This is a genomic window from Amycolatopsis halotolerans, assembly GCF_042647905.1.
In the GTDB taxonomy this organism is placed as follows: domain Bacteria; phylum Actinomycetota; class Actinomycetes; order Mycobacteriales; family Pseudonocardiaceae; genus Amycolatopsis; species Amycolatopsis halotolerans.
On sequence record NZ_JBHRWI010000042.1, the window covers coordinates 248,124 to 271,371 of the forward strand.

At 69.5% G+C, this 23,248-nt stretch carries 22 protein-coding genes; 17 read left to right on the top strand and 5 right to left on the bottom strand.

The annotated features are described in order from the left end of the window. Nucleotides 1-21: 21 nt before the first annotated feature. The gene (gene galK, locus ACFORO_RS31685) at nucleotides 22-1,206 is read right to left on the bottom strand and encodes a galactokinase (protein ID WP_377872674.1); all 1,185 of its coding nucleotides are present in this window, start codon (nucleotides 1,204-1,206) and stop codon (nucleotides 22-24) included. Continuing rightward, complete coding sequence (locus ACFORO_RS31690; RefSeq protein ID WP_354745511.1) at nucleotides 1,203-1,925, bottom strand: metal-dependent transcriptional regulator; 723 nt, start codon at nucleotides 1,923-1,925, stop codon at nucleotides 1,203-1,205. The genes galK and ACFORO_RS31690 overlap by 4 nt, the downstream gene beginning before the upstream one ends. A gap of 109 nt (nucleotides 1,926-2,034) precedes the next feature. Here ACFORO_RS31690 and ACFORO_RS31695 point away from each other — a divergent pair, with 109 nt between their 5' ends. The 4 genes from ACFORO_RS31695 (at nucleotide 2,035) to ACFORO_RS31710 (ending at nucleotide 8,087) form a co-directional block, all read left to right on the top strand. Next, nucleotides 2,035-2,874, top strand: a complete 840-nt coding sequence (locus ACFORO_RS31695) for a sulfurtransferase (RefSeq protein WP_377872672.1) — start codon at nucleotides 2,035-2,037, stop codon at nucleotides 2,872-2,874. A 72-nt stretch (nucleotides 2,875-2,946) separates the two neighbouring features. Next, nucleotides 2,947-3,738: a DJ-1/PfpI family protein gene (locus ACFORO_RS31700; RefSeq protein WP_377872671.1), complete on the top strand. Its 792-nt coding sequence runs from the start codon at nucleotides 2,947-2,949 to the stop codon at nucleotides 3,736-3,738. Nucleotides 3,739-3,795: 57 nt separating this feature from the next. Beyond that, nucleotides 3,796-4,968, top strand: coding sequence for an acetoin utilization protein AcuC (locus ACFORO_RS31705; RefSeq protein ID WP_377872669.1), 1,173 nt, complete (start codon nucleotides 3,796-3,798; stop codon nucleotides 4,966-4,968). Between the two features lie 410 nt (nucleotides 4,969-5,378). Then, nucleotides 5,379-8,087: a bifunctional acetate--CoA ligase family protein/GNAT family N-acetyltransferase gene (locus ACFORO_RS31710; protein WP_377872667.1), complete on the top strand. Its 2,709-nt coding sequence runs from the start codon at nucleotides 5,379-5,381 to the stop codon at nucleotides 8,085-8,087. Here the strand turns inward: ACFORO_RS31710 and ACFORO_RS31715 are convergent. Together ACFORO_RS31715 and ACFORO_RS31720 are read right to left on the bottom strand one after the other, a co-directional pair. Next, on the bottom strand, nucleotides 8,071-9,099 hold the full coding sequence (locus ACFORO_RS31715; RefSeq protein ID WP_354745504.1) for an acyl-CoA dehydrogenase family protein: 1,029 nt from the start codon (nucleotides 9,097-9,099) through the stop codon (nucleotides 8,071-8,073). The genes ACFORO_RS31710 and ACFORO_RS31715 overlap by 17 nt on opposite strands. A gap of 11 nt (nucleotides 9,100-9,110) precedes the next feature. Then, entirely contained in the window at nucleotides 9,111-10,274 is a 1,164-nt protein-coding gene (locus ACFORO_RS31720) for an acyl-CoA dehydrogenase family protein (protein ID WP_354745502.1), read from the bottom strand. A gap of 103 nt (nucleotides 10,275-10,377) precedes the next feature. Here ACFORO_RS31720 and ACFORO_RS31725 point away from each other — a divergent pair, with 103 nt between their 5' ends. The 13 genes from ACFORO_RS31725 to ACFORO_RS31785 all read left to right on the top strand — a co-directional run bounded on the left by ACFORO_RS31725 (nucleotide 10,378) and on the right by ACFORO_RS31785 (nucleotide 22,189). Continuing rightward, a complete protein-coding gene (locus ACFORO_RS31725; protein ID WP_116202111.1) occupies nucleotides 10,378-10,563 on the top strand; it encodes a ferredoxin in 186 nt (61 codons plus the stop codon). 124 nt (nucleotides 10,564-10,687) lie between these two features. After that, a complete protein-coding gene (locus ACFORO_RS31730; RefSeq protein WP_354745500.1) occupies nucleotides 10,688-11,569 on the top strand; it encodes a 3-oxoacyl-ACP reductase in 882 nt (293 codons plus the stop codon). Nucleotides 11,570-11,582: 13 nt separating this feature from the next. Further along, on the top strand, nucleotides 11,583-12,347 hold the full coding sequence (locus ACFORO_RS31735; RefSeq protein WP_377872665.1) for a glucose 1-dehydrogenase: 765 nt from the start codon (nucleotides 11,583-11,585) through the stop codon (nucleotides 12,345-12,347). Nucleotides 12,348-12,464: 117 nt separating this feature from the next. After that, complete coding sequence (locus ACFORO_RS31740) at nucleotides 12,465-13,256, top strand: MlaE family ABC transporter permease (protein ID WP_377872664.1); 792 nt, start codon at nucleotides 12,465-12,467, stop codon at nucleotides 13,254-13,256. Between the two features lies 1 nt (nucleotide 13,257). Next, nucleotides 13,258-14,118, top strand: coding sequence for an MlaE family ABC transporter permease (locus ACFORO_RS31745; protein WP_354745496.1), 861 nt, complete (start codon nucleotides 13,258-13,260; stop codon nucleotides 14,116-14,118). Beyond that, nucleotides 14,115-15,470 carry an MCE family protein gene (locus tag ACFORO_RS31750; protein ID WP_377872661.1) on the top strand — a complete coding sequence of 452 codons (1,356 nt, stop codon included), beginning with the start codon at nucleotides 14,115-14,117 and terminating at the stop codon, nucleotides 15,468-15,470. Before ACFORO_RS31745 ends, ACFORO_RS31750 begins: the two co-directional genes overlap by 4 nt. Continuing rightward, nucleotides 15,467-16,504, top strand: coding sequence for an MCE family protein (locus ACFORO_RS31755; protein WP_377872659.1), 1,038 nt, complete (start codon nucleotides 15,467-15,469; stop codon nucleotides 16,502-16,504). Before ACFORO_RS31750 ends, ACFORO_RS31755 begins: the two co-directional genes overlap by 4 nt. After that, nucleotides 16,501-17,532 (top strand): MlaD family protein, encoded by a 1,032-nt coding sequence (locus ACFORO_RS31760; RefSeq protein WP_354745490.1) that lies wholly within the window; start codon nucleotides 16,501-16,503, stop codon nucleotides 17,530-17,532. Before ACFORO_RS31755 ends, ACFORO_RS31760 begins: the two co-directional genes overlap by 4 nt. Further along, nucleotides 17,529-18,725: an MCE family protein gene (locus ACFORO_RS31765; protein ID WP_377872655.1), complete on the top strand. Its 1,197-nt coding sequence runs from the start codon at nucleotides 17,529-17,531 to the stop codon at nucleotides 18,723-18,725. The genes ACFORO_RS31760 and ACFORO_RS31765 overlap by 4 nt, the downstream gene beginning before the upstream one ends. After that, nucleotides 18,722-19,912: an MCE family protein gene (locus ACFORO_RS31770; RefSeq protein WP_377872654.1), complete on the top strand. Its 1,191-nt coding sequence runs from the start codon at nucleotides 18,722-18,724 to the stop codon at nucleotides 19,910-19,912. Before ACFORO_RS31765 ends, ACFORO_RS31770 begins: the two co-directional genes overlap by 4 nt. Then, entirely contained in the window at nucleotides 19,912-21,153 is a 1,242-nt protein-coding gene (locus tag ACFORO_RS31775) for an MlaD family protein (RefSeq protein ID WP_377872652.1), read from the top strand. Before ACFORO_RS31770 ends, ACFORO_RS31775 begins: the two co-directional genes overlap by 1 nt. 62 nt (nucleotides 21,154-21,215) lie before the next feature. Continuing rightward, complete coding sequence (locus ACFORO_RS31780; protein WP_377872801.1) at nucleotides 21,216-21,704, top strand: hypothetical protein; 489 nt, start codon at nucleotides 21,216-21,218, stop codon at nucleotides 21,702-21,704. Next, complete coding sequence (locus ACFORO_RS31785; RefSeq protein WP_377872650.1) at nucleotides 21,701-22,189, top strand: hypothetical protein; 489 nt, start codon at nucleotides 21,701-21,703, stop codon at nucleotides 22,187-22,189. Before ACFORO_RS31780 ends, ACFORO_RS31785 begins: the two co-directional genes overlap by 4 nt. Here ACFORO_RS31785 and ACFORO_RS31790 read toward each other — a convergent pair. Further along, nucleotides 22,167-23,108 carry a methylenetetrahydrofolate reductase gene (locus ACFORO_RS31790; RefSeq protein ID WP_377872648.1) on the bottom strand — a complete coding sequence of 314 codons (942 nt, stop codon included), beginning with the start codon at nucleotides 23,106-23,108 and terminating at the stop codon, nucleotides 22,167-22,169. The two genes, ACFORO_RS31785 and ACFORO_RS31790, sit on opposite strands and share 23 nt — an antisense overlap. Between the last annotated feature and the right edge of the window lie 140 nt (nucleotides 23,109-23,248).

Here is a 23,248-nt window from a genome sequence, read left to right on the forward strand (position 1 = left end):
CTCCGGGGGTTGCTCCGGAAATCAGGCCTCGTCGCGGCCCGCGCCGCGCGACGGCACCGCCGTGAACATCCGCGGGCGGCGGAACCCGGCCTGCTCGCAGGCGGTTTCGACCGCGGTGCGCACTCCGTCCAGATCCTCGTCGCGGACCAGCGCGATCGCCGAGCCGCCGAACCCGCCGCCGGTCATCCGCGCGCCCAGTGCGCCGGCCGACCGGGCCGAGTCGACCGCGAGGTCGAGTTCGGGCGTCGAGATGCGGTAGTCGTCGCGCATGCTCACGTGCGAAGCGTCGAGGTACGGCCCGATCTCGGCGAGCTTCTTCTCGCGCAGCAACGCGACCACGTCGAGCACCCGCTGGTTCTCGGTGACCACGTGGCGCACCAGCGGAACCAGGTCTGCGGGCAGGTGCGCGAGAGCCTCGTCGAGGCCGTCGGGCGTGACGTCGCGCAGCGCCTTCACGCCGAGCAGTTCCGCCGCGCGCTCGGTGCCGCGCCGCCGCGCGCCGTAGCCGCCGTCGGCGTGGGAATGCTTGGTGCGGGTGTCCATGATCAGCACCCGGAGCCCGGCCTCGCCGAGCGGGAACGGCACCTGCTCCATCTCGCCCGAGCGGACGTCGAGGAACAGCACGCGCGAGTCCTCGCAGCACAGCGACGCCGTCTGGTCGAGCAGCCCGGTGGGCGCGCCGACGAAGTCGTTTTCCGACCGCTGCACCCAGCGTGCGATCTCCGGGCGTGCGGGGGTGCTCGCTCCGCCGTCTTCGAGTTCGACCCCGGCCACGCCCAGCAAAGCCAGCGACACCGCGCATTCCAGCGCGTGAGAGGAGGAAAGCCCGGCCCCGGACGGCACGTCGCCGGCGATGACCAGGTCGGCTCCGCCCGCGAAACCCTGGTCGCGCAGCACCCACGCCACCCCGGCGGGATACGCGGCCCAGCCCGGGATCGAACCCGGTTCGAGCGCGGCGATGTCGTGCGGCCCGGAGTGCTGCAGCTGCCCGTCGTCGCCGAGGGTGGCGACCTGGAGCTTGCCGTCCTGGCGCGGGGACGCGGCCGCGGCGAGCCGGTGCGGGAGCGCGAAGGGCAGCACGAAACCGTCGTTGTAGTCGGTGTGCTCGCCGATCAGGTTCACCCGGCCCGGCGCGGACCACACGCCTGCCGGGGCCCGCCCGTGGACCTCCCGGAACGCGCGTGCCGCGTCGGTCGCCGGGGTCACTTGGCGAGCGCCAGCACGGCGTGCAGCGCCGCGGTGGACACCTGCGCCGTGGTTTCGGTGCCCTTGACCTCGACGGTCGCACTGCCGCCGGAGGCCTTGCCGACCGTGACGAACCCGCCGGGCACGATCCCGACCGTGCGCAGCTCGGTGAGCAGCGACTCGTCGAGCTGCACGTGCTCGGCGATGCGGCGGATCTCCACCTCGCCGCCGCCGGTGCGGGCGAACTCGTCGAGACGCACCAGGCCGTCCTCGGCGCGCGGCGCGGGATCGCCGTCGCCGAGCTTGTCGAGCCCGGGGATCGGGTTGCCGTAGGGCGACGTGGTCGGGTGGTCGAGCAGCTTCACCAGCTTGCGCTCGACGGCCTCGCTCATCACGTGCTCCCAGCGGCACGCCTCGTTGTGCACGTGCTCCCACTCGAGGCCGATCACGTCGACGAGGAGGCGTTCGGCGAGCCGGTGCTTGCGCATGACCGCGACGGCGAGGTCGTGGCCGTGGTCGGTGAGCTGCAGATGCCGGTCGTCGGCGACGACGACCAGCCCGTCGCGCTCCATCCTGGCCACGGTCTGGCTCACGGTGGGCCCGCTCTGCTGCAGCCGCTCCGCGATCCGGGCCCGCAGCGGGACGACCCCTTCCTCTTCGAGCTCGTAGATGGTACGCAGGTACATCTCGGTGGTGTCGATGAGATCGTTCACGCTGTCCCCTTCGTCCGCGTAGCTCATCGTAGTCGTTGGCCCCGACAGCGACGGCCCGCCTCGGCGTAACGGCGCGGCCCCGCCGAAAAGTCCTGCCCTGATGCGCGAACCGCGTCCGGACCTGCAGGATGGGGCCATGCGACCGTTGATCTCGCCCGCTGAGCTCGCCGCGTTCCCCGATCGCGAGCGTCCCGTCGTGCTGGACGTCCGCTGGCGGCTCGGCGGACCGCCCGGCGCGGAGTCCTACCAGGAGGGACACGTGCCCGGGGCGGTGTTCGCCGACCTCGACACGGCGCTGGCCTCGCCGCCCGGAGACGGCGGCCGCCACCCGCTGCCCGACCCGGCCGTGCTGCAGCGTGAGCTGCGCGAAGCGGGCGTTCGGGACGGGCGTCCGGTGGTCGTGTACGACGACGCCGACGGTTCGGTCGCCGCGCGGGCCTGGTGGCTGCTGCGCTGGGCCGGCCATCCGGAGGTCGCGGTGCTCGACGGCGGTTACACAGCGTGGCTGGCCGAGGGGCGGGAAGTGACGGCCGAGACCCCGTCGCCGGAGCCGGGCGACATCGAGGTCCGGCCGGGCGGCATGCCGGTGCTGTCGGCGGACGACGCGGCGGCCCTCGCGCGCGAGGGCGTGCTGTTCGACGCGCGGGCGCACGTCCGCTACACCGGCGAGACCGAGCCGGTCGACCCGCGTGCCGGGCACATCCCGGGCGCGGTCAGCGCGCCGTCGTCCGAGCACGCTGGCGCGGACGGGCGCTGGAAGTCGCCGTCCGAGCTTGCCGAGCGGTTCGCGGCGCTGGGTTTGGCCGACGGGGTTCCGGTCGGCGCTTACTGCGGTTCGGGCGTGACCGCTTCGTCGGTGGTGCTCGCGCTGGAGGTGGCGGGACGGACTGAGCCCGCGGCGCTGTATGCGGGGTCGTGGTCGCACTGGTCGCGCGATCCGGAACGTCCGGCGGCCACCGGTCCCGAACGCGGCTGAATTCGCCGGAACTTTCGGTGCCGCGGGCCGACTTCTCGTCCGGAAGGCTTTTCCAGGCGAGAGGCGGCGTTCATGGAGCGAAGGACATTCCTGCGCGGGTCGGCGGCGGCCGGGGCGGCGATGGCAGCGACGTCCGCGGCGGTGGTGCCAGCTGCAGCTGCGGCGACGTCCGGGGCTGCGGCAGGGACCGGGGCGGCATCGGCCGGAGCTGTAGCGGCCGGGTCGGCGGCGACCGAGGCCGCGGCCGGGCGGCGGCCCTTGCGGGTGCAGGTCGTGTTGTTCGACGGTGTTGAGGAGCAGGACTTCGCCGGTCCGTACGAGGTGTTCTCCGCGGCGGGCATGCACGCGAAGCGCGGCACGGACGTTTCGTACGTGCGCGTGGACGGGCCGGGCGTCGTGCGCGCGTCGTACGGGACGAAGGTGGAGGTCGAGCGCGGCTGGTCCCCGCAGGACGCTGACCTCATCGTCGTGCCCGGCGGCGGCTACAGGAAGCGGAAAGGGCCGGGCATCTGGGCGGAGATCGACCGCCGGGTGCTGCCGGACGCGCTCGCCGCCGCGCCGCGCAAGGGGCTGACTCTGGCGTCGCTCTGCACGGGCACGCTTCTGCTCGGCGCGGCCGGACTGGTGCGCGGACGTCCGTGCACGACGCACCACGGCGCGGTCGAGACGCTTGTCCAACAAGGTGGCGTGGTCAAGAAAGCCCGCGTGGTCGACGACGGCGACGTGGTCACCTCGGGCGGCATCACGAGCGGGCTGGACCTGGCGTTGTGGCTGGTCAAACGGGAACTCGGCGCCGACGCGGCGGCCGGGCTGGAGGAGATGCTGGAGTACGAAGCGCGCGGCGTCGTCTGGACGCGCGGCTGAGTTTCGCCCCGCCGCGGAACCCGGCTCGGGGCGCGGCGGGGAAGTACAGTGCGGGGCATGTCGTCGCCTGCAGTCGTCTGGGATCCGTCGCTGCTGAAGTACGACCTGGGCGGGCAGCATCCGTTCAACCCCGTCCGGCTCGACCTCACCGTGCGGCTCGCCACTGAGCTGGGCGTGCTCGACGGGGTCGAACTGCTCGTGCCCACCGCGGCCGGCGACGAGGAACTGCTGCGCGTGCACGCGCCCGAGTACTTGGCCGCCGTGCGGGAAGCTCCGGACGTCAGCTGGGACGTCGGGCACGGGCTCGGGACCGACGACAACCCCGTGTTCCCCGGGATGCACGACGCGACCGCGCTGGTCGTGGGCTCGACGTTGCTCGCCGCCCGCAAGATCGCCGACGGCGAGGTGCGGCGGGCGGTCAACATCGCGGGCGGGCTGCACCACGCGATGCGCGATCACGCGTCCGGGTTCTGCGTCTACAACGACTGCGCGATCGCCATCTCGTGGCTGCTCGACCACGGCTTCGACCGCATCGCGTACGTGGACACCGACGTGCACCACGGCGACGGCGTCCAGGCCGCGTTTTACGACGACCCGCGCGTCCTCACCGTTTCGATGCACCAGCACCCGTTCACGCTCTGGCCCGGCACCGGCTACTCCGCCGAGGTCGGCAGGGGCAAGGCATCCGGCACGGCGGTGAACATCCCGCTGCCGCCGCACACCCGGGACCCGGGGTGGCTGCGGGCGTTCGACGCGGTGGTTCCCGCTGTGCTGCAAGAGTTCCAGCCGCAGCTGCTCGTCACGCAGTGCGGGGTCGACTCGCACGAGGAAGACCCGATGGCGGACATGTCCCTGTCGGTCGACGGCCACCGCACCATCTACTCCACCTTGCGCGACCTGGCCGAACGCTACGCGAACGGCCGCTGGCTGGCCGTCGGCGGCGGGGGATACCAGCTGATCCGCGTGGTGCCGCGCTCGTGGACGCACCTGATGGCGACCGTGCTGGACCGCGACGTCCCGCCGGAAACGCCGCTGCCGCCCGGCTGGGTCTCGACGGTCCAGCGCGCCGCCCCGGCGGCCGTCCTCCCCGCCGCGATGACCGACGGCAAGGACACCGCCTTCACACCGTGGGGCGACGACGCGGACGACCCGGTGGACATCGCGATCCGCGACACCCGCCGTGCGATCTTCCCGCTGCACGGCCTCGACCCGGACGATCCGAGGGACTGACCATGCCCGACCAGCCGCGCCATCCCGGCGAAAACTCCGGCACTCCCGACCCCGGCGGCCCTGCTCCCGGCGTCCGCGCGACGGGCGAGCCCGGCGGCGCCTTCGGCCGCGACGCCCGTTACCCAGCGGGCGGGCATACCGCCGAGGGAACGACGGAGCCCGGCCGCGCTTCCGCGGGGGACAGTGCCGGACCGCCTGGTGGCAAGCGCGGAGAGAAGGGTTTGCCGGACGGACCTGGGCGGGGCGGCGAGCCGGGCGCAACCGGCGGTTCCTCCGGTCCGGACCCGGCCAAGGGCGGGCGCGCGGCGTCGGAACAGCCTGATTCCGCAGGGAATTCGGCCGCGTCGGGTGCTACTGCGACGGCTGGCGAAGCCACCACCGCGAACCCCGCGGCGAAAGGAGTTGCAGCAGTGGATCCCGCTGCAGAACACCCCGCCCCCAGCGGGAAGCGCGATCCCTACGACTACCCCCGCGATTGGGAAGCCGACGTTGTCCTCTCCGACGGCGGCACTGTCCACTTGCGACCCGTCGTGCCCAGTGACGCCGACGGGCTCGTCGCGTTGCACGGCAGGCTTTCCGAGCGCACCCGGTACTTCCGGTATTTCGGCGCCTACCCCCGCATCCCGCCGCGGGATCTTGAGCGGTTCTCCACGGTGGACCACCACGACCGGGTCGCGTTCGTCGCTTTGCTCGGCGACGACGTGGTCGCGGTGGGGCGCTACGAGCGGCTCGATCAGGGGCCTTCGGCGGAGGTCGCGTTCGTCGTCGACGACAAGCATCAGGGGCGCGGGCTCGGGTCGATCCTGCTGGAGCACCTCGCGGCGGCGGCGTCGGAGAGCGGGCTGCGGCGGTTCGTCGCCGAGGTGCTGAGCGAGAACGCGGCGATGGTGCGCGTGTTCCGCGACGCGGGCTACCAGGTCAGCCGCGCGATCGAGGAGGGCGTGCTGCATCTCGAGTTCGACATCGACCCCACGGAGGAATCGCTCGCGGTCGCGCGGTCGCGGGAGCAAGCCGCGGAGGCGCGGAGTGTGCACAATCTGCTCCATCCCGACACGGTGGCGGTGATCGGGGCGTCGGCGGATCCCACCAAGGTCGGGCATGTCGCGTTCGCCAACATGCTCGCGGCCGATTTCGCGGGGGCCGTTTATCCGGTCAATCCGGAGCATCGGTCGGTTCGCGGGGTGCGGGCGTATCCGTCGGTGCTGGACATTCCGGATCCGGTGGATCTCGCGTTGGTGGCGGTGCCCGCGGAGGCCGTCGAATCGGTGTTGGACGCTTGTTTGGCCAAGGGCGTCAAGACGCTGGTGATCGTCTCCGGCGGGTTCGCCGAGTCCGGGCCGCTCGGGTTGCACGCGGAGTTGCGGCTGGTCGGCGAGGCGCGGGCGCACGGGATGCGCGTGGTCGGGCCGAACGCGCTGGGCGTGCTGAATACCGCGAAGGACGTTCGGCTCAACGCCACGCTCGCGCCGCGGTTGCCGAAGCGTGGGCGGACGGGGTTCTTCTGTCAGTCCGGCGCGCTCGGGACGGCGATTCTTGCCGACGCGGGGTCGCGCGGGCTCGGGTTGTCGACGTTCGTGTCGGCGGGCAACCGGGCGGATGTGTCCGGCAATGATTTGCTGCAGTATTGGGAAACCGATCCGGATACCGACCTGGTGTTGCTGTATCTGGAGTCGTTCGGCAACCCGCGCAAGTTCGCGCGGCTCGCGCGCAGGTTGGCGCGGTCGAAGCCGATCGTGGCGGTGAAATCCGGGCGGCATGCGGTGCGGCCGCAGCTCGCGGCGACGTCGGCGGAGGTCGACGAGGCCAGCGTGCAGGCGTTGTTCGAGCAGGCCGGCGTTGTGCGGGTCGAGTCGCTGGCGCAGTTGTTCGACACGGCGCTCGTGTTCGCGCATCAGCCGTTGCCGGCGGGGCCGCGGATCGGGATTGTCGGGAACTCCAGTGCGATCGGGTTGCTGGCGGCCGATACCGCTCGTGCGGAGGGGTTGCGGCTGGCGTTCGATCCGGTCGACATCGGGCCGCAAGCGGGGCCGGACGAGTTCGCTACGGCGGTGCGCGAGGCGTTGGATTCGCCGGAGACGGACGCGTTGATAGCGGTTTTCGCGCCTCCGGTGGCGATTCCTGGGGCTGCGTACGCGCGGGCGTTGCGCGAAGCGGTGTCGGAGATGAAGCAGTCGAAGCCGATCGTCTCGACGTTCCTTGCCGCAGAAGGCGTACCGGACGAGTTGGCGGTGCTTTCCGACGACGGAGTGCCGACGCGTGGGTCGATTCCGTCGTATTCGAGTCCGGAGCGCGCGGTGAACGCGTTGGCGCGCGTGGTGCGGTACGCGGCGTGGCGGCAGCGGCCGCAGGGGACGTTGGTGCGGCCTGGCGGGCTGCATGTCGAGCAGGCGCAGGAGATCGTGCGCGAGCTGTTGCCGGAGGACGGCAGTTCGACGCTGTTGTCTGACGACGACGTGGTGCGGTTGCTCAGCTGTTACGGCGTGGATGTGGTGCCGTTCCGAGTGGCGTCCAGCGAAAGCAACGCAGTGGCCGCGGCGGCTGAGCTTGGGTACCCCGTCACGTTGAAGGCCGTCGACGAGCGGTTGCGGGGGCGGCCGGACTTCGCTGGCGTACGGCTTGACCTGATGTCCGAAGACTCCGTACGCGGTGCGTACCGGGATCTGTGCGCTGTGTCGGGCGACGAAGACGTGTACGTGCAACAGATGGCGCCGAAGGGGCTGTCGTGCGCGATCGGGCTGCAGGACGACCCATCGTTCGGCACGCTCGTGTCGTTCGGGCTGTCCGGGTTGGTCAGCACGCTGCTCGGCGACCGCGCGTACCGAGCGGTGCCGTTGACGGACGTCGACGCGGCGACGCTCATTCGTGAGCCGCGTACGTCGCCGTTGCTGACTGGGTATCGCGGTGACGAGCCCGCGGACCTCGCGGCGTTGCAGGACATGGTGTTGCGCGTCGCGGCGCTCGCGGAGGACAACCCCGAGGTGCGGTCGTTGGCGTTGGATCCGATCCTCGCGTCGCCGGACGGGGCGTTCGTCGCCAACGCGCGGCTGGTGGTGGGCGCACCGCCGACGCGGCCGGATACCGGACCGCGTCGGCTGCGGCACATCACGCCGTTGGACTGACCACCAGTTCGCCGAGGCCCAACAGCTGTTCGGTCGCGCCACCGCTGGTGAACTCCAGGCGCTTCGCGGCGGCGAAGTAACGGTGGATGGGGTGCTCGACATCGATGCCGACACCGCCGTGCAAATGCACGGCGGTGTGCGCGACGCGGTGTCCGGCCTCTGCGGCCCAGAACTTCGCAGTGGCCACGTCAGCGGCAGCGGGCAGGCCTTCGGAAAGTTTCCAGGCCGCCTGCCACAGCGTCAGCCGTACGGCTTCGACGTCGATGTACGCGTCGGCGAGACGGTGTCGGACGGCTTGGAAGCTGCCCAGCACCTTGTCGAACTGTTTGCGCTCGCGTGTGTACTCGGCGGTCAGTTCCAGCGCGCGTTCCAACACGCCCAACTGTTGCGCGCAAGCGCCGAGAGCGCCGCGAAGACGCAACTGTTCGCCGACGTCGCCGAGAGCGACGCCAGGGGTGTCGGACAGCGTCACCAAAGCAGCGTCGGCATGGTCCGTGGTGGACTGCGCTTCGATAGAGACACCAGCAGCGTCCTTCTCGACGATGTACACGCCGTCGTTGGCTTCGACAAGCAAGGCGTCCGCGAAGGCCGCGAAGGGGACTGCGGTCTGCGTACCGGTGAGGCGTCCGTCTGAAGCGACGAACGAACCGCCCAGGGCGACAGCGAGTACGGCTTTACCGCGCGAAACCGGCAGCAGCCATCGCTCGGCCAGCAACGGATCGGTGAGCACCGAGCCAGCCTGGACGACCGACGACAGATAGGGGACCGGAGCGACCGCGCGGCCGATCTCGATCAGGACAGAGCACTGTTCCAGCAAGCCGAAACCGCCGCCGCCGACCGTCGAGGGCAGGGCGGCGTCGAGGACTCCGGAACGGGCCAAAACCGTCCACAGTGGAGCGTCGAAACCGCCGGAACCGTGCGGGCCCAGCGATTCCGCGGTGACCTGGTCGGCGAGAATGCGCCTGGTCAAAGCGGAAAGGTCGGTTTGTGCTTCGGTGAGAGAGAAGTCCACCGGGAGAACTCCTAACGCGTCACGGGCTGGCCGAGGGCGGTGGCGGCGACGATGTCGCGCTGCACCTCGTTGGTGCCGCCGCCGAAAGTGAGGATCAACGCCGAACGGTGCAGCCGTTCCAGCCGTCCCGCGAGCACCGCGCCGGGGGAGCCGTCGCGCACCACGGCGGCCGCGCCGACCACCTCCATCAGCAGCCGGTACGCCTCGATCGCCATCTCGGTGCCGTACACCTTGGTCGCCGAGGCCTCGGCCGGGCCGAGCTCGCTGGCCGCGGCGGCCCAGGCGATCTTCCAGTTCCGCAGCTTCAGGTACTCGGCACAGGCGTGCACGCGCGCGAGGTGCGTCCGGACCCATTCGCGGTCGGTCAGCGACTCCGCGCGGGCCCATTCGACGACGTCGGCCAGCGCTTTCCGCACCGGCGCGGCGGAGGTCAGCGCCACGCGTTCGTGGTTGAGTTGGTTGGTGATCAGCGGCCAGCCCGCGTTCTCCTCGGCGACCCGCGACGTGACCGGTACGCGGATGTCGTCGTAGTAGGTCGCGCTGGTGCCGGGCCCGGCGACGGTGTGCACCTTCGTCCAGGAAAAGCCCGGCGCGGAGGTCGGCACGATCAGGATCGACAGGCCCTTGTGCTTGCGCGCCTCCGGGTCGGTGCGCGCGGCGAGCCACACGTAGTCGGCGTACTCGATCAGGCTGGTCCACATTTTCTGCCCGTTGACCACGTACTCGTCGCCGTCGCGGGTAGCCCGCGTGCGCAGCGAGGCGAGGTCTGTGCCCGCGCCCGGTTCGGAGTAGCCGATCGCGAAATGCAGCTCGCCCGCGGCGATCTTCGGCAGGTAGAACGCCTTCTGGTCCGGCGTGCCGAAGCGCATGATCGTCGGGCCGACCGTGTTCACCGTCAGGAACGGCACCGGCACCCCGGCGATCGCCGCCTCGTCGGTGAAGACCAGCTGGTCGAGCATGCTCCGGTCCTGGCCGCCGTACTCGCGCGGCCAGCCGAGCGCGAGCCAGCCGTCCTTGCCGAGCTGCCGCACGATTTCTTTGTACGCCAACCCGTCGCCGTACTCTCCGCCCGGCGCGGCGAGACTTTCCCGCCGTGCCGGGGTCATCAGTTCAGCGAAGTATTCCCGCAGCTCAGCGGCCAGTGCCTGCTGCTCGCTCGTATAGTCGATCCGCACCCGTCACCTCCACCCCGCCGGTCTCGTTGTGGTGTCGTACCGGGCCCCGGCGGTAAGCTAGAACCTGTTCTAGTTGTACCAGGAGCGGCGAGCGGGAGGAAGCATGGAGGTCAGTGTCGACCGGACGCTGTGCGAGGCCAACGCGGTGTGCGTGGGGTTCGCGCCGGAGGTCTTCGATCTCGACGACGACGAGAACCTGGTGATCGGGCCGGTTCCGGAGGATGAAGTAGAACGTGTTTCGCAAGCGGTGACGAACTGCCCGAAGAACGCCCTGTTCACGACCGGTTGATCGGGGCTTGCTCAATACGAGAACAGATTCTAGTCTGTGCTTCGTCAGGCAGGCTTCGACGAGGAGGCTCGCGGGTGAAATCGGCCGCAGGGAACACGTACGACGACCGGGCTGGGGCGATTCGATGACGCTCGAGGGCAAGGTCGCTGTCGTCACCGGAGCCGGAGCGGGGCTGGGCCGGGCCGAAGCGCTCGCGCTGGCCCGCGAAGGCGCGTCCGTCGTGGTCAACGACATCGGCGAGGCGACGGACGTCGTGGCCGAGATCGAGAAGCACGGCGGCAAGGCGCTCGCGGTCGCCGGGGACGTCTCCTCGGCCGAGACCGCGAAGGAACTGCTGTCGGCCGCAGTGGACCACTTCGGCAGCCTCGACATCGTCGTGAACAACGCGGGCGTGCTCCGCGACCGGATGCTGTTCTCGATGTCCGACGAGGACTGGGACAAGGTCATCGCGGTGCACCTGCGGGGCCATTTCCTGCTGTCCCGCAACGCCGCCGCGTACTGGCGCGATCGCTCCAAAATGGAGGGACAGCCGGTGTACGGTCGGCTGATCAACACCGCGTCCGAGGCGTTTCTGGTCGGTTCGCCGGGTCAGCCCAACTACTCGGCGGCCAAGGCGGGCATCGCGGCGCTCACCATGTCCGCGGCGCGCGGGCTGGCGAAGTACGGCGTGCGCGCCAACACGATCTGCCCGCGCGCGCGCACCGCGATGACCGCGGATGTCTTCGGCGAAGCGCCGGCCGACGGGCTCGATCCGTTGTCGGTAGAGCACGTTGCTCCGTTTGTCGCATTCCTTGCCTCACCGGACGCGGACGCCGTCAACGGGCAGGTTTTCGTCGTCCACGGCGGCATGGTCGCGTTGCTGAAGCCGCCGTCGGTGGAGGAGCGGTTCGACACCGCCAACGGCGCCTGGACCACCGGCGAACTCGCCGCGACCGTCGGCGCGCACTTCGCCGATCGCGACCCGGAGCGGATGTTCGCCGCGACCGATCTGCTTTCGCTGCCCTGAACCCGGAGGACGCATGACCGACGACCGGTTGGCCGGCAAAGTCGCCCTGATCACCGGAGCAGCACGCGGGCAGGGCGCGGCGGCCGCGCGCGCGTTCGTCGCGCAAGGCGCGAAGGTGGTGATCGCCGACGTCCTCGACGACGAAGGCAAGCAGCTCGCCGCCGAACTCGGCGAATCGGCCGTGTTCTGCCACCTCGACGTGAGCGACGAGGACGGCTGGACGGCCGCGGTCGAGACCACGGTGACGGAGTTCGGCGCGCCGACGGTGCTGGTCAACAACGCCGGGGTGCTGTACTTTTCGGAACTCGCGAAGACGCCGCTGGCCGAATACGAACGCGTCGTGCGGATCAACCAGATCGGGGCGTTTCTCGGCATGCGCTCGGTCGTTGAACCGATGGCGGGGGCCGGCGGCGGCTCCATCGTCAACGTGTCCTCTGTGGAGGGTCTGGCCGGGATGCCGTTCCTCGTCGCTTACACCGCGACCAAGTTCGCGATCCGCGGGATGACCAAGGTCGCCGCGCTGGAGCTGGGCGCGCGCGGGATCCGGGTCAACTCGGTGCATCCGGGGATGATCGACACGAAAATGGTGTCCGACGCCGCGGGCGCGGACGTGGACGTGTCCTGGGTGGGCAAGAAGGTCGCGCTCGGCCGGGTGGGCCGCGCCGACGAGATCGCGCCGCTGCTGGTGTTCCTCGGCAGCGACGAGAGTTCGTATTGCACCGGCAGCGAGTTCGTCGCCGACGGCGGAGCCACGGCGACACACGCGTTGAAACTGTGATCGGTGCTGGTGAGCCTAGGGTGACGGCTGGGGGCTGAAGGGACGGGAGTGAACACCGCTAACCGAAATCGGCGGGCGGGGATGGGCAAGACTCGGGGGTGACTACTGGGAGGTGCGGTGGGCGGAAGCGGCTCGGTCACTCTCCCGGGCACCGCGGCGCTGACTCAGGTCGGCAGGCTCGCCACGCTGTCCTGGGAGGTCCTGCGGGCGATTTTCAAGCGTCCGTTCCAACTCCGCGAATGGATCCAGCAGTGCTGGTTCTTCGCGAGCGTGACCATTCTTCCGACGGCCTTGGTCGCGATCCCGTTCGGCGCGGTCATCGCGCTGCAGCTGGGATCGCTGACCACGCAGATCGGCGCGCAGTCCTTCACCGGCGCGGCCAGCGCGCTCGCCATCGTGCAGCAGGCGAGCCCGTTGATCACCGCGCTGCTGGTGGCCGGTGCAGGAGGAAGCGCCGTCTGTGCTGATATTGGCGCGCGCAAGATCCGCGAAGAAATCGACGCGATGGAAGTGCTCGGCGTCAACCCGATCCAGCGCATCGTGGTGCCCCGCGTGCTCGCCGCGATCGTGGTGTCGGTGCTGCTCAACGGCCTGGTCAGCGTGGTCGGCGTGCTCGGCGGCTACTTCTTCAACGTGGTCCTGCAAGGCGGCACGCCCGGCGCGTACCTGGCCAGCTTCAACGCGCTCGCGCAGGTGCCGGACCTCTGGATCAGCGAGATCAAGGCGTTCCTGTACGGCTTCGTCGCGGGCGTGGTCGCCGCGTTCCGCGGGCTGAACCCGGCGGGCGGGCCGAAGGGCGTCGGCGACGCGGTGAACCAGGCGGTGGTGATCACCTTCCTGCTGCTGTTCCTGATCAACGTCGTGCTGACCGCCGTGTACCTCAAAGTCGTGCCTCCGAAGGCGTTGTGACATGACGGCCGAACCGATCGAGCAGCCGCGCGCGTCCGACCGGACGCTGGAGATCATCGCGCGCCCCGGCGCGAGTCTCGAAGGACTCGGGAAGCAGCTTTCGTTCTACGGCCGGGCGCTCGCCTGGTCGCCGCGTACGATCCGCCGCTACGGCCGGGAAACCACGCGGCTGCTCACCGAGGTCTGCTTCGGCACCGGCGGTCTCGCGGTGATCGGCGGGACGCTCGGCGTGATGATCGGGATGACGCTGTTCACCGGTCTCATCGTGGGCCTGCAAGGCTATTCGGCGCTGAACCAGCTCGGCACCGCCGCGCTCACCGGGTTCATTTCGGCCTACTTCAACACCCGCGAGGTCGCGCCGCTGTCGGCCGGGCTCGCGTTGTCGGCCACCGTCGGCTGCGGTTTCACCGCCCAGCTCGGCGCGATGCGGATCTCCGAAGAGATCGACGCGCTCGAAGTGATGGCCGTGCCGAGCATGCCCTACCTCGTCACCACGCGCGTGCTCGCCGGCGTCACCGCGGTGATCCCGCTGTACGCGGTGGGCCTGCTGTCCTCGTATCTCGCGTCGCGGCAGATCACCATCTGGCTCTACGGCCAGTCCGCGGGCACGTACGACCATTACTTCACGCTGTTCCTCCCGCCGGAGGACGTGCTGTGGTCGTTCGCCAAGGTGATCGTGTTCAGCGTGCTGGTGATCCTTTCCCATTGCTATTACGGCTATACCGCGTCCGGCGGACCGGCCGGGGTGGGCATCGCGGTGGGCCGCGCGGTGCGGACGTCGATCGTGCTGATCTCGGTGCTGGACTTCTTCCTGAGCCTCGCGATCTGGGGCGCGAACACGACAGTGCGGATATCCGGATGAGTACCCGTCGAGAGTTGCGCAAACGGCTCCAGTACCAGCTGCTGGGGCTGGTCTTCCTCGTCGTGGCGGCGTTGTTCTTCACCACCACGATCGCCGCGTACCGCAAGGTCTTCACACCGGTCACGCTCGTGAAGCTGGAGACCGACCACGTCGGCAGCCAGCTGCGCGTCGGCGGCGACGTGAAGGTGCGCGGCATGCTCGTCGGCGAGATCCGCGACGTGCGGCCGGTCGGCGACCACGCGGAGCTGGAACTGGCGCTGCAGCCGGACAAGACCGACGTGATCCCGTCGAACGTTTCGGCGCGGCTGCTGCCGAAAACCCTGTTCGGCGAACGATACGTCGCGCTCCAACTGCCCGAGCAGGCGCAGCGGCCGATCAAGGCGGGCGACGTCATCCCGCAGGACCGCAGCAGCACCGCGATCGAACTGGAGCAGGTCCTCAACCACGTCATGCCGCTGCTGCAGGCGGTGCAGCCGGAAAAGCTCTCCAGCACGCTCAACGCGGTGTCCACCGCGCTCGACGGACGCGGCAAGAAGCTCGGCGCGACGCTGACCCAGCTGTCGGACTACCTCGGCAAGCTCAACCCGTCGCTGCCCGATCTCAAGGCCGACATCACCGGGCTGGCCAACGTTTCCGGCATCTACGACAAGGCCGCGCCGGACGCGCTGCAGGCGCTTTCGGACCTCACCACGACGACGCAGACCATCGTGGAGAAACAGCGCGGCCTGACCGACCTGTACTCCTCGGTCACCGGCACCGCCACCGACCTGACGCGCTTCCTGGAAGTCAACAAGGACAACATCATCCGCCTCACCACCGCCGTGCAGCCCACGCTCGACGTGCTCGCGAAGTACGCGCCGGAATACCCGTGCCTGTTCAAGCAGCTGGCCGGGACGGTGCCGAACGCGGAGCTGGCGTTCGGCAAGGGCACCGCGCATCCGGAGGTCAGCCGCGTGACGATCGAGTTCTCGGCGAGCCGCGGCAAGTACCTGCCCGGCGTCGACGAGCCGAAGTACGACGACAAACGCGGCCCGCGCTGCTATCCGCAGGTGCCGAAACCCGGGCACTGGCCGCAGTACCCGCCGGACGGCGCGGTGAAGGACGGGACGACCAAGCCCGCCCCGCCGCACAACCCGGACGGCACGCTGCCCGGCGACATCACCAACGGCCCGCTGCCCGGCGGGTCCGGATCGACCGGCGGCGCGCCGAGCATCGTCGGGTCGGCCGACGAGCAGAAGCTGCTCGACCTGCTGGTCTCGCCGACGCTGAACACCACGCCGGACAACGTTCCGGGCTGGTCCGGGCTGCTGGTCGGGCCGCTGTACCGCGGGGCGGAGGTGGAGCTGAAATGAGGTCGTTCGTCCCCGCGCTGATCAAGATCGGCATCTTCGCCGTGGTCACCGTGCTGCTCACCGGGGTCCTCGCCACCACGATCGCGAACACGAACTTCGGCGACACCGCCTCCTACGTCGCGAAGTTCACCGACGCGTCCGGCCTGCAGGCCGGCGACGACGTGCGGATCTCCGGCGTGAAGGTCGGCCAGGTCGAGACGATCGGGGTCGACCAGGGCGAGCGGAACTATGCCGAGGTGCGGTTCCTCGTCGAATCGGCGTATCAGCTGCCCTCGCTCGCCACCGCGACCATCAAGTACCGCAACCTCGTCGGCCAGCGCTACCTCTCGCTCGGCACCGACGTCAGCGGCGGCGACCTGCTGTCTCCCGGCGACACGATCCCGCCGGAGCGGACCAAGCCGGCGCTCAACCTGACCGTGCTGTTCAACGGGTTCAAGCCGCTGTTCAAGGCGCTGGACCCGAAGGAGGTCAACCAGCTTTCCGCCGAGATCGTGCAGGTGTTCCAGGGCGAGGGCGGCACGATCACGAGCCTGCTGTCGCACACCGCGTCGATCACGTCGGCGATCGCGGGCAAGGACAAGGTGATCGGGCAGGTCATCGACAACCTCAACCAGGTGCTCAGCACGGTCAACGCGCGCGGCCCGCAGCTCGGCGACCTCGTCGACCAGACGCAGCGGCTGGTGAGCGGGCTGGCCGAGCAGCGCAAGCCGATCGGCGACGCGGTGGGCGCGCTCGGCGACCTGACCAACGCGACCGCCGGTCTGCTCGCCGACGCGCGGCCCGCGGTGCAGCAGGACGTGGCCCAGCTCGGGAAGCTGTCGAACAACCTCAACGATTCGCAGCCGCTCATCGAGCACCTGCTGCAGGTGCTGCCGGGGAACCTGGAGAAGTTCACCCGGACCCTGAGCTACGGCAGCTGGTTCAACTACTACCTGTGCGGGATCGAAGGCACCATCGGCATTTCCTCGCTGGACGTGACGCTGCCGATCGTTCCGGTCCCCGGCACCGAACGCGCGCCGAGGTGTGGCCCGTGAAACGACTCAAAGACCGGAACCAGGCCGGCGTCGGCGCGGTGACGCTCGTGCTCATCGTGCTGATCACCGCCGTGACGTACTTTTCCGACAGCATCCCGATGTTCGGCAACGGCACCACCTACACCGCGGCGTTCGCCGAGTCCGCCGGGCTCGCGCCGGACAACGAGGTGCAGGTGGCCGGCGTCAAGGTGGGGCAGGTGACTTCGGTGGAGCTGGGGCACAAGCAGGTGCTCGTGAAGTTCCGCGTGAAGGGCGTGCGGGTCGGCGACGCGTCCACGGCGTCGATCGAGATCAAGACGCTGCTGGGGGAGAAGTACCTCGCGCTGGACACGAAGGGCGGCGGCACGCAGACGCCCGGCGACACGATCCCGGTGCAGCGCACGCGGACGCCGTTCCAGCTGCAGGACGCGTTCAACCAGCTGTCCACGACGGTCGGCGACATCGACACCAAACAGCTGGCGCAGAGCTTCACCGCGCTGTCGGATTCCCTCAAGGACAGTCCGCAGTACTTGAAGGACACGCTGTCCGGGCTGTCGGCGTTGTCGAAGACGGTGTCCTCGCGCGACGCCGATCTGCACGCGCTGCTGTCCAACACGAGCAAGATCTCGAAGACGCTGTCCGACCGGAACGCCCAGCTGCAGCAGGTGATCAGCGACGGCAACCTGCTGTTGACCGAACTGCAGCAGCGCCGCGAGCAGATCAGCACGCTGCTCAAGGGCACCCAGGCGATCTCGGCGCAGCTGTCCGGGCTGGTCGCGGACAACCGCACGCAGATCGGGCCGACGCTCGCCGCGCTCGGGAAGGTCACCGACGTGCTGCAGCGCAACCAGGGCAACCTCGACCGGAGCCTGCAGCTGATGGCCCCGTTCGCCCGGGTCGGCGCGAACGCGACCGGCAACGGGCGCTGGTTCGAGGGGTATCTGTGCGGCCTGCTGCCGCCGACGATCACCGCGGGCGGAATCTCGATCAACCCGGAGGGCTGTACGCCGCCGATCTCCGCACCTGATCAGGGGGTGGGTGGACGATGACTGTCGAAACGCGCGCTGGGCGCAGTGTGGTTACCTGGCTCGGATTGGCTTGCGTGGCAGCGCTTTTGCTGACCGCGGGCATCTACCTCGTTCTGCGCGACACCGGCGGGACGAAGATCTCGGCGTACTTCGGCAAAACCGTCGGCCTCTACGCCGGTTCTTCTGTCCGCGTCTTGGGCGTGGCGGTCGGCGAGGTCACCGCGGTGACGCCGGAGGGCCAAGCGGTGCGCGTGGACATGAAGGTCAACGACGACGTCCCGATCCCGAAAGACGTGGGCGCGGTGGTCGTTTCGCCGAGCTTGGTGAGCGACCGGTACGTGCAGCTGACCCCGTCGTACGACAGCGGTCCGACGCTCGCGAGCGGAACCGTGCTGGCGCGCGACAAAACCGCGACGCCGGTGGAACTGGACGACCTCTACGCGAGCCTCGACAAGCTGTCCACCGCGCTCGGACCCAACGGGGCCAACAAAAACGGCGCGTTCTCCGATCTGCTGGACACCGCCGCGGCCAACCTCAAGGGCAACGGCAAGGACCTGAACTCGACCGTCACCAGGCTGGCCGATCTGGCCGGCACGCTCGACGATTCGAAGGACGACTTGTTCTCCACGGTGAAGAACCTGAACTCCTTCACCTCCGCGCTGTCCCAAAGCGACAGCCAGCTGAACGAGTTCTACCAGCGGCTCGCGGACGTCAGCGGGTTCCTCGCCGACGATTCGCACGACGTCGGGGCCGCGCTCGATTCGCTGTCGACGTCGCTCGGGGACGTGAAACAGTTCGTGGCGGACAACAAAAACGGGCTTTCGTCCAATGTGGCCAAACTGGCGTCGCTCACCAAGGTGCTGGTGGACCAGCGGGCCTCGCTCGCCGAGGTGCTCGACATCGCGCCGACCGGGGCGACGAACTTCATCAACACCTACGACGCGGCGTCCGGCACGATCGCGGTGCGCGACAACCTGAACGAGATCACCAACCCGCCGATCCTCACCATCTGCCGGTTGATCAGCGCGGGCACGCCGAAGCCGCTGCCGGACACACTCGGCACTATCTGCAAGAAGCTCGCGCCGGTGCTCGACGGCACGCTGAAGCTGCCGTCCATCCCGCAGGCGCTGAACTCCCTGCAAAACGGCCAGCTTCCGCCGTTGCCGCTGCCGCTGTCGGACGTGCTGACGCAGAAACCCGGAGGTGGCAAGTGAAACGCCTCCGCAAACGGCTGGCGGGCGTGCTCGCCGGGGTGCTGGTGCTCGCCGGGTGCAGCGACGGCGGGTTCAACGGGCTGTACTCGACGCCGTTGCCCGGCGGCCCGGACGTCGGCGACCACCCGTACCACGTCACCGCGCTGTTCACCGACGTGCTGGACCTGGTGCCGCAGGCGAACGTGAAGGTGAACGACGTCGCGGTCGGCCGGATCGACCGGATCGCGCTCACCCCGGACACCCGGTCCGCGCTCGTGTCGATGACGGTGAACGGCGACGTCCAGCTGCCCGCCAACGCGCTCGCCGAACTGCGCCAGTCCAGTCTGCTCGGCGAGAAGTTCGTGCAGCTGAGCGCGCCGACCGCGGAGAAACCGGCCGGCAAGCTCGCCGACGGGGCGCAGATCCCGCTCGGGCGCACGAACCGCAACCCGGAGATCGAGGAGGTGCTGGGCGCGTTGTCGTTGCTGCTCAACGGCGGCGGCGTCGACCAGCTGCAGAACATCAGCCACGAACTCAACGACGCGCTGTCGGGCAACGAACCGCAGATGCGCGCGCTGCTGTCCCGGGTGGACGAACTGGCCACCCAGCTGGACGGGCACAAGGGCGAGATCCTGCGCGCGATCGACGGGCTGGACAAACTGTCGACCACGCTCGTCGGGCAGAAGCAGAACCTCGCCACCGCGCTGGACAAACTCGCGCCGGGGCTGAAGATCGTCGCCGACCAGCGCGACCAGCTGGTGGCGATGCTGAACTCGCTGAACAAGCTCTCCGGCGTCGCGGTCGACACGGTGAACCGCAGCCGGGACCAGCTCGTCGCGAACCTCAAGGCGCTCGAGCCGACGCTGCGCCAGCTCAGCGCGGCGGGCAAGGACCTGCCGAACGCGTTGCGGATCCTGCTCACCTATCCGTTCCCGGACTACGCGGGCAACGTGATCAAGGGCGACTACGCGAACGTCGACGCGCGGATCAACCTCGATCTCGACAAGCTGGTGCAGAACTTCACGAACTCGTCGCAGCCGCCGTTCCAGCTGCCGACGCCTCCCTCGACCGGGGGCACGCCGCCCGCTGCCGGGCAAGGGACGCCGCAGCTGCCGCAGCTGCCGTTGCCGCTGCCCAACACACCGGCCACGGGCGGAGCGAAACCGGGCTTGGGCGGGTTGCTCGGCGGTCTGCTGGGAGGCGGCTGATGAACACGCGCAAAGTCCGGATCCAGCTGCTGGTGTTCTTCGCGATCGCCATCGTCTCGGTGGCGTACGCGGGCGGGCATTACGCCGGTCTCGACCGGATTTTCGGCAACCGCGGCTACCACGTGACGCTCAAACTCGCTGACTCCGGCGGGGTTTTCGTCAACTCCGAGGTCGCCTACCGCGGCGTGACGGTCGGCCGCGTCGGGGCCATGACGCTCACCCCGCAGGGCATCGACGTCCGCCTCGACATCGACTCCGGCGGCCCGGACATCCCGTCCGCGCTGCACGCGCAGGTCGCGAACCGGTCGGCGGTGGGGGAGCAGTTCGTGGACCTGCTGCCGGACCGCGAATCCGGCCCGTACCTGGAGGACGGCGCGGTGATCACGCAGGACCGCACGTCGCTGCCCGCGACGCCGGATTCCGTGCTGACGCATCTCGACGGCCTGGTCGCGAGCGTCCATCCGGAGTCGTTGAAGACCGTGGTGGACGAGACGTACGACGCGTTCGCCGGTTCCGGGCCGGAGTTGCAGAAGCTGTTGGACAGCACCAGTTCGCTCACCGCGACGGCCGCGCAGTACGTGCCGGACACGCAGGGGTTGCTGGCGAATTCGCGCACTGTCTTCGCCACGCAGGAACGGCAGGCGCAGAACATCACGGCGTTCGCGTCCGGGCTGAAGACGATCACCGGGCAGTTGAAATCGTCGGATCCGGCTATCCGCAAGGTGATCGACGAGGCTCCGCAGTTGAGCCGCCAGATCAGCGATGTGCTCGCGACGTCCGGGACCGACCTCGGGGTGCTGTTCGCGAACTCGCTCACCACCGCGCAGGTCACCTCGATGCGGAAGGACGCGATCGAGGAGCTTTTGGTGGCGTACCCGGTGATCTCGGCGTTCTCGCCGACGACCTCGCCGGACGGCACCGGGCATCTGGGCGTGGTGTTCAACTTCTTCGACCCGCATTCGTGCACGAAGGGGTACGAGGGCACGAAACAGCGTCCGGCCAACGACACGAGCGAAGCGCCGGTCAACATGAACGCTTACTGCGCGGAGCCTCCCGGCAGCCCGACTGAGGTGCGCGGGGCGCAGAACGCGCCGTACGCGGGGAAGCCGCCCGCGATTCCGGCTGCGCCCAAGGCTTCCGCGCCTTCGGACCAGGGCTCGCAGCAGCAGTTGCCGGGCCTGCTGGGACAGCTGACCGCGCCGCTGAAGGGCGGGCTCGGTGCGTTGCTGGGCGGTTCGTGATGGCTGTTGATACCGCGGAAACTGACGACGCTGCCGACGAGGTTGTCACGGGACAGCCCTTCCTGACTGCGAGAGTGCTGACCGCGCTGGCCGTGGTCGCGGTGCTGGCCGCGGCGTGGTTCGGCTGGTCGTGGTGGAGCGCGGCGCAGGACGACAGCCTCGCCCGCGGCCGGGCCCGGGACGCCGTGCTGGCCGCCGCGAGCACGAGCCTGGTCACGCTCAACACGATCGACTACCGCACGAGCGCGGTCGACGTGGACCGCTGGATCGCCGCGACGACCGGGCAGTACGGCAAAGACCTTTCCGGCGACCGGCAGATGCAGATCGACCGGGCCAAGCGCGCCAAGATCGTGTCGACAGCTTCGCTGGTGCAAGCCGCTGTCACCGATCTGGACCCTTCGGCAGGTACAGCAAGGCTGATCGCAGTCCTGAACGTCCGCGTGAGCACCAACGATGGCGCGCCCTCGGCGAAACAAGCGCGCCTGGCCGTGGACTTCGCGCGCGACGGCGAGGCGTGGAAGATCGGCGCTGTCCAGGCGGTGGGCTCGTGAACCGGCGGACGATCGCCGCTGGCGTGGCCGCGGTCGCGCTGGCGTGCGCGGTGTGGTTCGGAGTGCAAGCGTCGCTGCTGCAACCCGAAGACGACGAAGCGATGGTCGACCCCGTCGCGACATCTCAAGTCACCGACCAGGTCAGCGCCGCGGTCAAGGCGGTTTTCTCCTACGACTACGCGAACCTGGACCGCACCGCTCGCGCCGCGGGCGACGTCCTCACGGGCTCAGCAGTGGGCCAGTACCAAGCCCAATTCGCCGCGGCCCGCCAACGCGCGACGAACGAAAAACTCGTCCGCACCACGACCGTCCGCGCGATCGGAGTCCGCTCCCTGCACGGCGACGACGCGAGCCTGCTGCTTTTCCTTGACCAGCAAACGATCCTGCCCGGCGGCGGTGCGCCTCAATCGTCGGTCGGCCAGCTTTCCGTGACCGCGCATCGCACCGACGGACAGTGGAAGATCACCGCGCTGGATCCGCTGTAACCGTCCGGCCGAGCAGCCCGCTCACCTCTTTCGCGAGGGACACCGACGCCTCGATCTCGACCTTGCGGATCGACACGCTCTCCACGAGGAACCCGAACGGCATGCCGAGCTTGCGGCAGAAAGCGGCCAGTTCGCGGGCGTTCGCCAGGCATTGCTCGTAGGACTCGGCCAGCGTGTCGTCCGCGTGGCGCAGGGAATTCTCCAGCCAGCGCGGGACGTGGACGCCGAGCCACTTGAGGAACGCCAGCGTTTTCGCCGAACCGCAGACCGAGAGGGTGAACAGGACCGGTTTGGGTTCGAGCTGCTGCTCGCGGCAGGCGTAGAAGTAGTCGGAGACCATGCTCTTGGCCGCGTCGGCGCTGTAGATCACCTGCGAGATGAAGTACGCGCAGCCGGCTTGCTGTTTGGCGATCAGCCGGAGGTACTCGTCGGGCCGCTCGGTGATGGCGACGCCGCCGAGCAGCAGGTCCGGCCGGACTTCGCGGCGCAACGCCTGCGCCTCGGACAGCCGGGTGCGCACCTCTTTGCCCTTCGAGGAAGCCCCGACGAAGACGGACAGCACCCGCTCGGTGTCGGCGGTCCGCAACCAATCGCGCAGCTCGTGGCCGGGGTACTTGCCGACGCACCGGTAGATCACCGCCGGACGGTCCCACTCGCTGAGATAGTCCGCGTGGTAGGCGGCCGGGTCGAGGGTCGGCAGGTAGGGGAACGGCCGCTCCTCGGGGTTGCGGTCGCTCTCGTCGTCGATGTCGTAGAGGGCGAGGCCGTCGACGTCGAGGTCGCCGAGCCGCGCGAGGGTGGCGGCGGTGATCTCCCGGATCCGCTCGGGCGAGGTGCTGAGGCGCGGCGGGGTGATGCCGAAGAGCAGCACGCCGCTGCCGGAGTCGGTCAGCTTGGCCCGGAGAGTGTGGTCCGCCATGAGGCGGAAGTTAGCAGCCGAGGCCGTCAGGCCGCGGCCCGGCGCTGGATCACTGTGTCCAGCGCCGCGCTGTCCGTGAGGGGAACCCTGAGGGAATCAGAGTCCCTCAGGGTTCCCCTCACGTACGCGAGCAAGCGGTC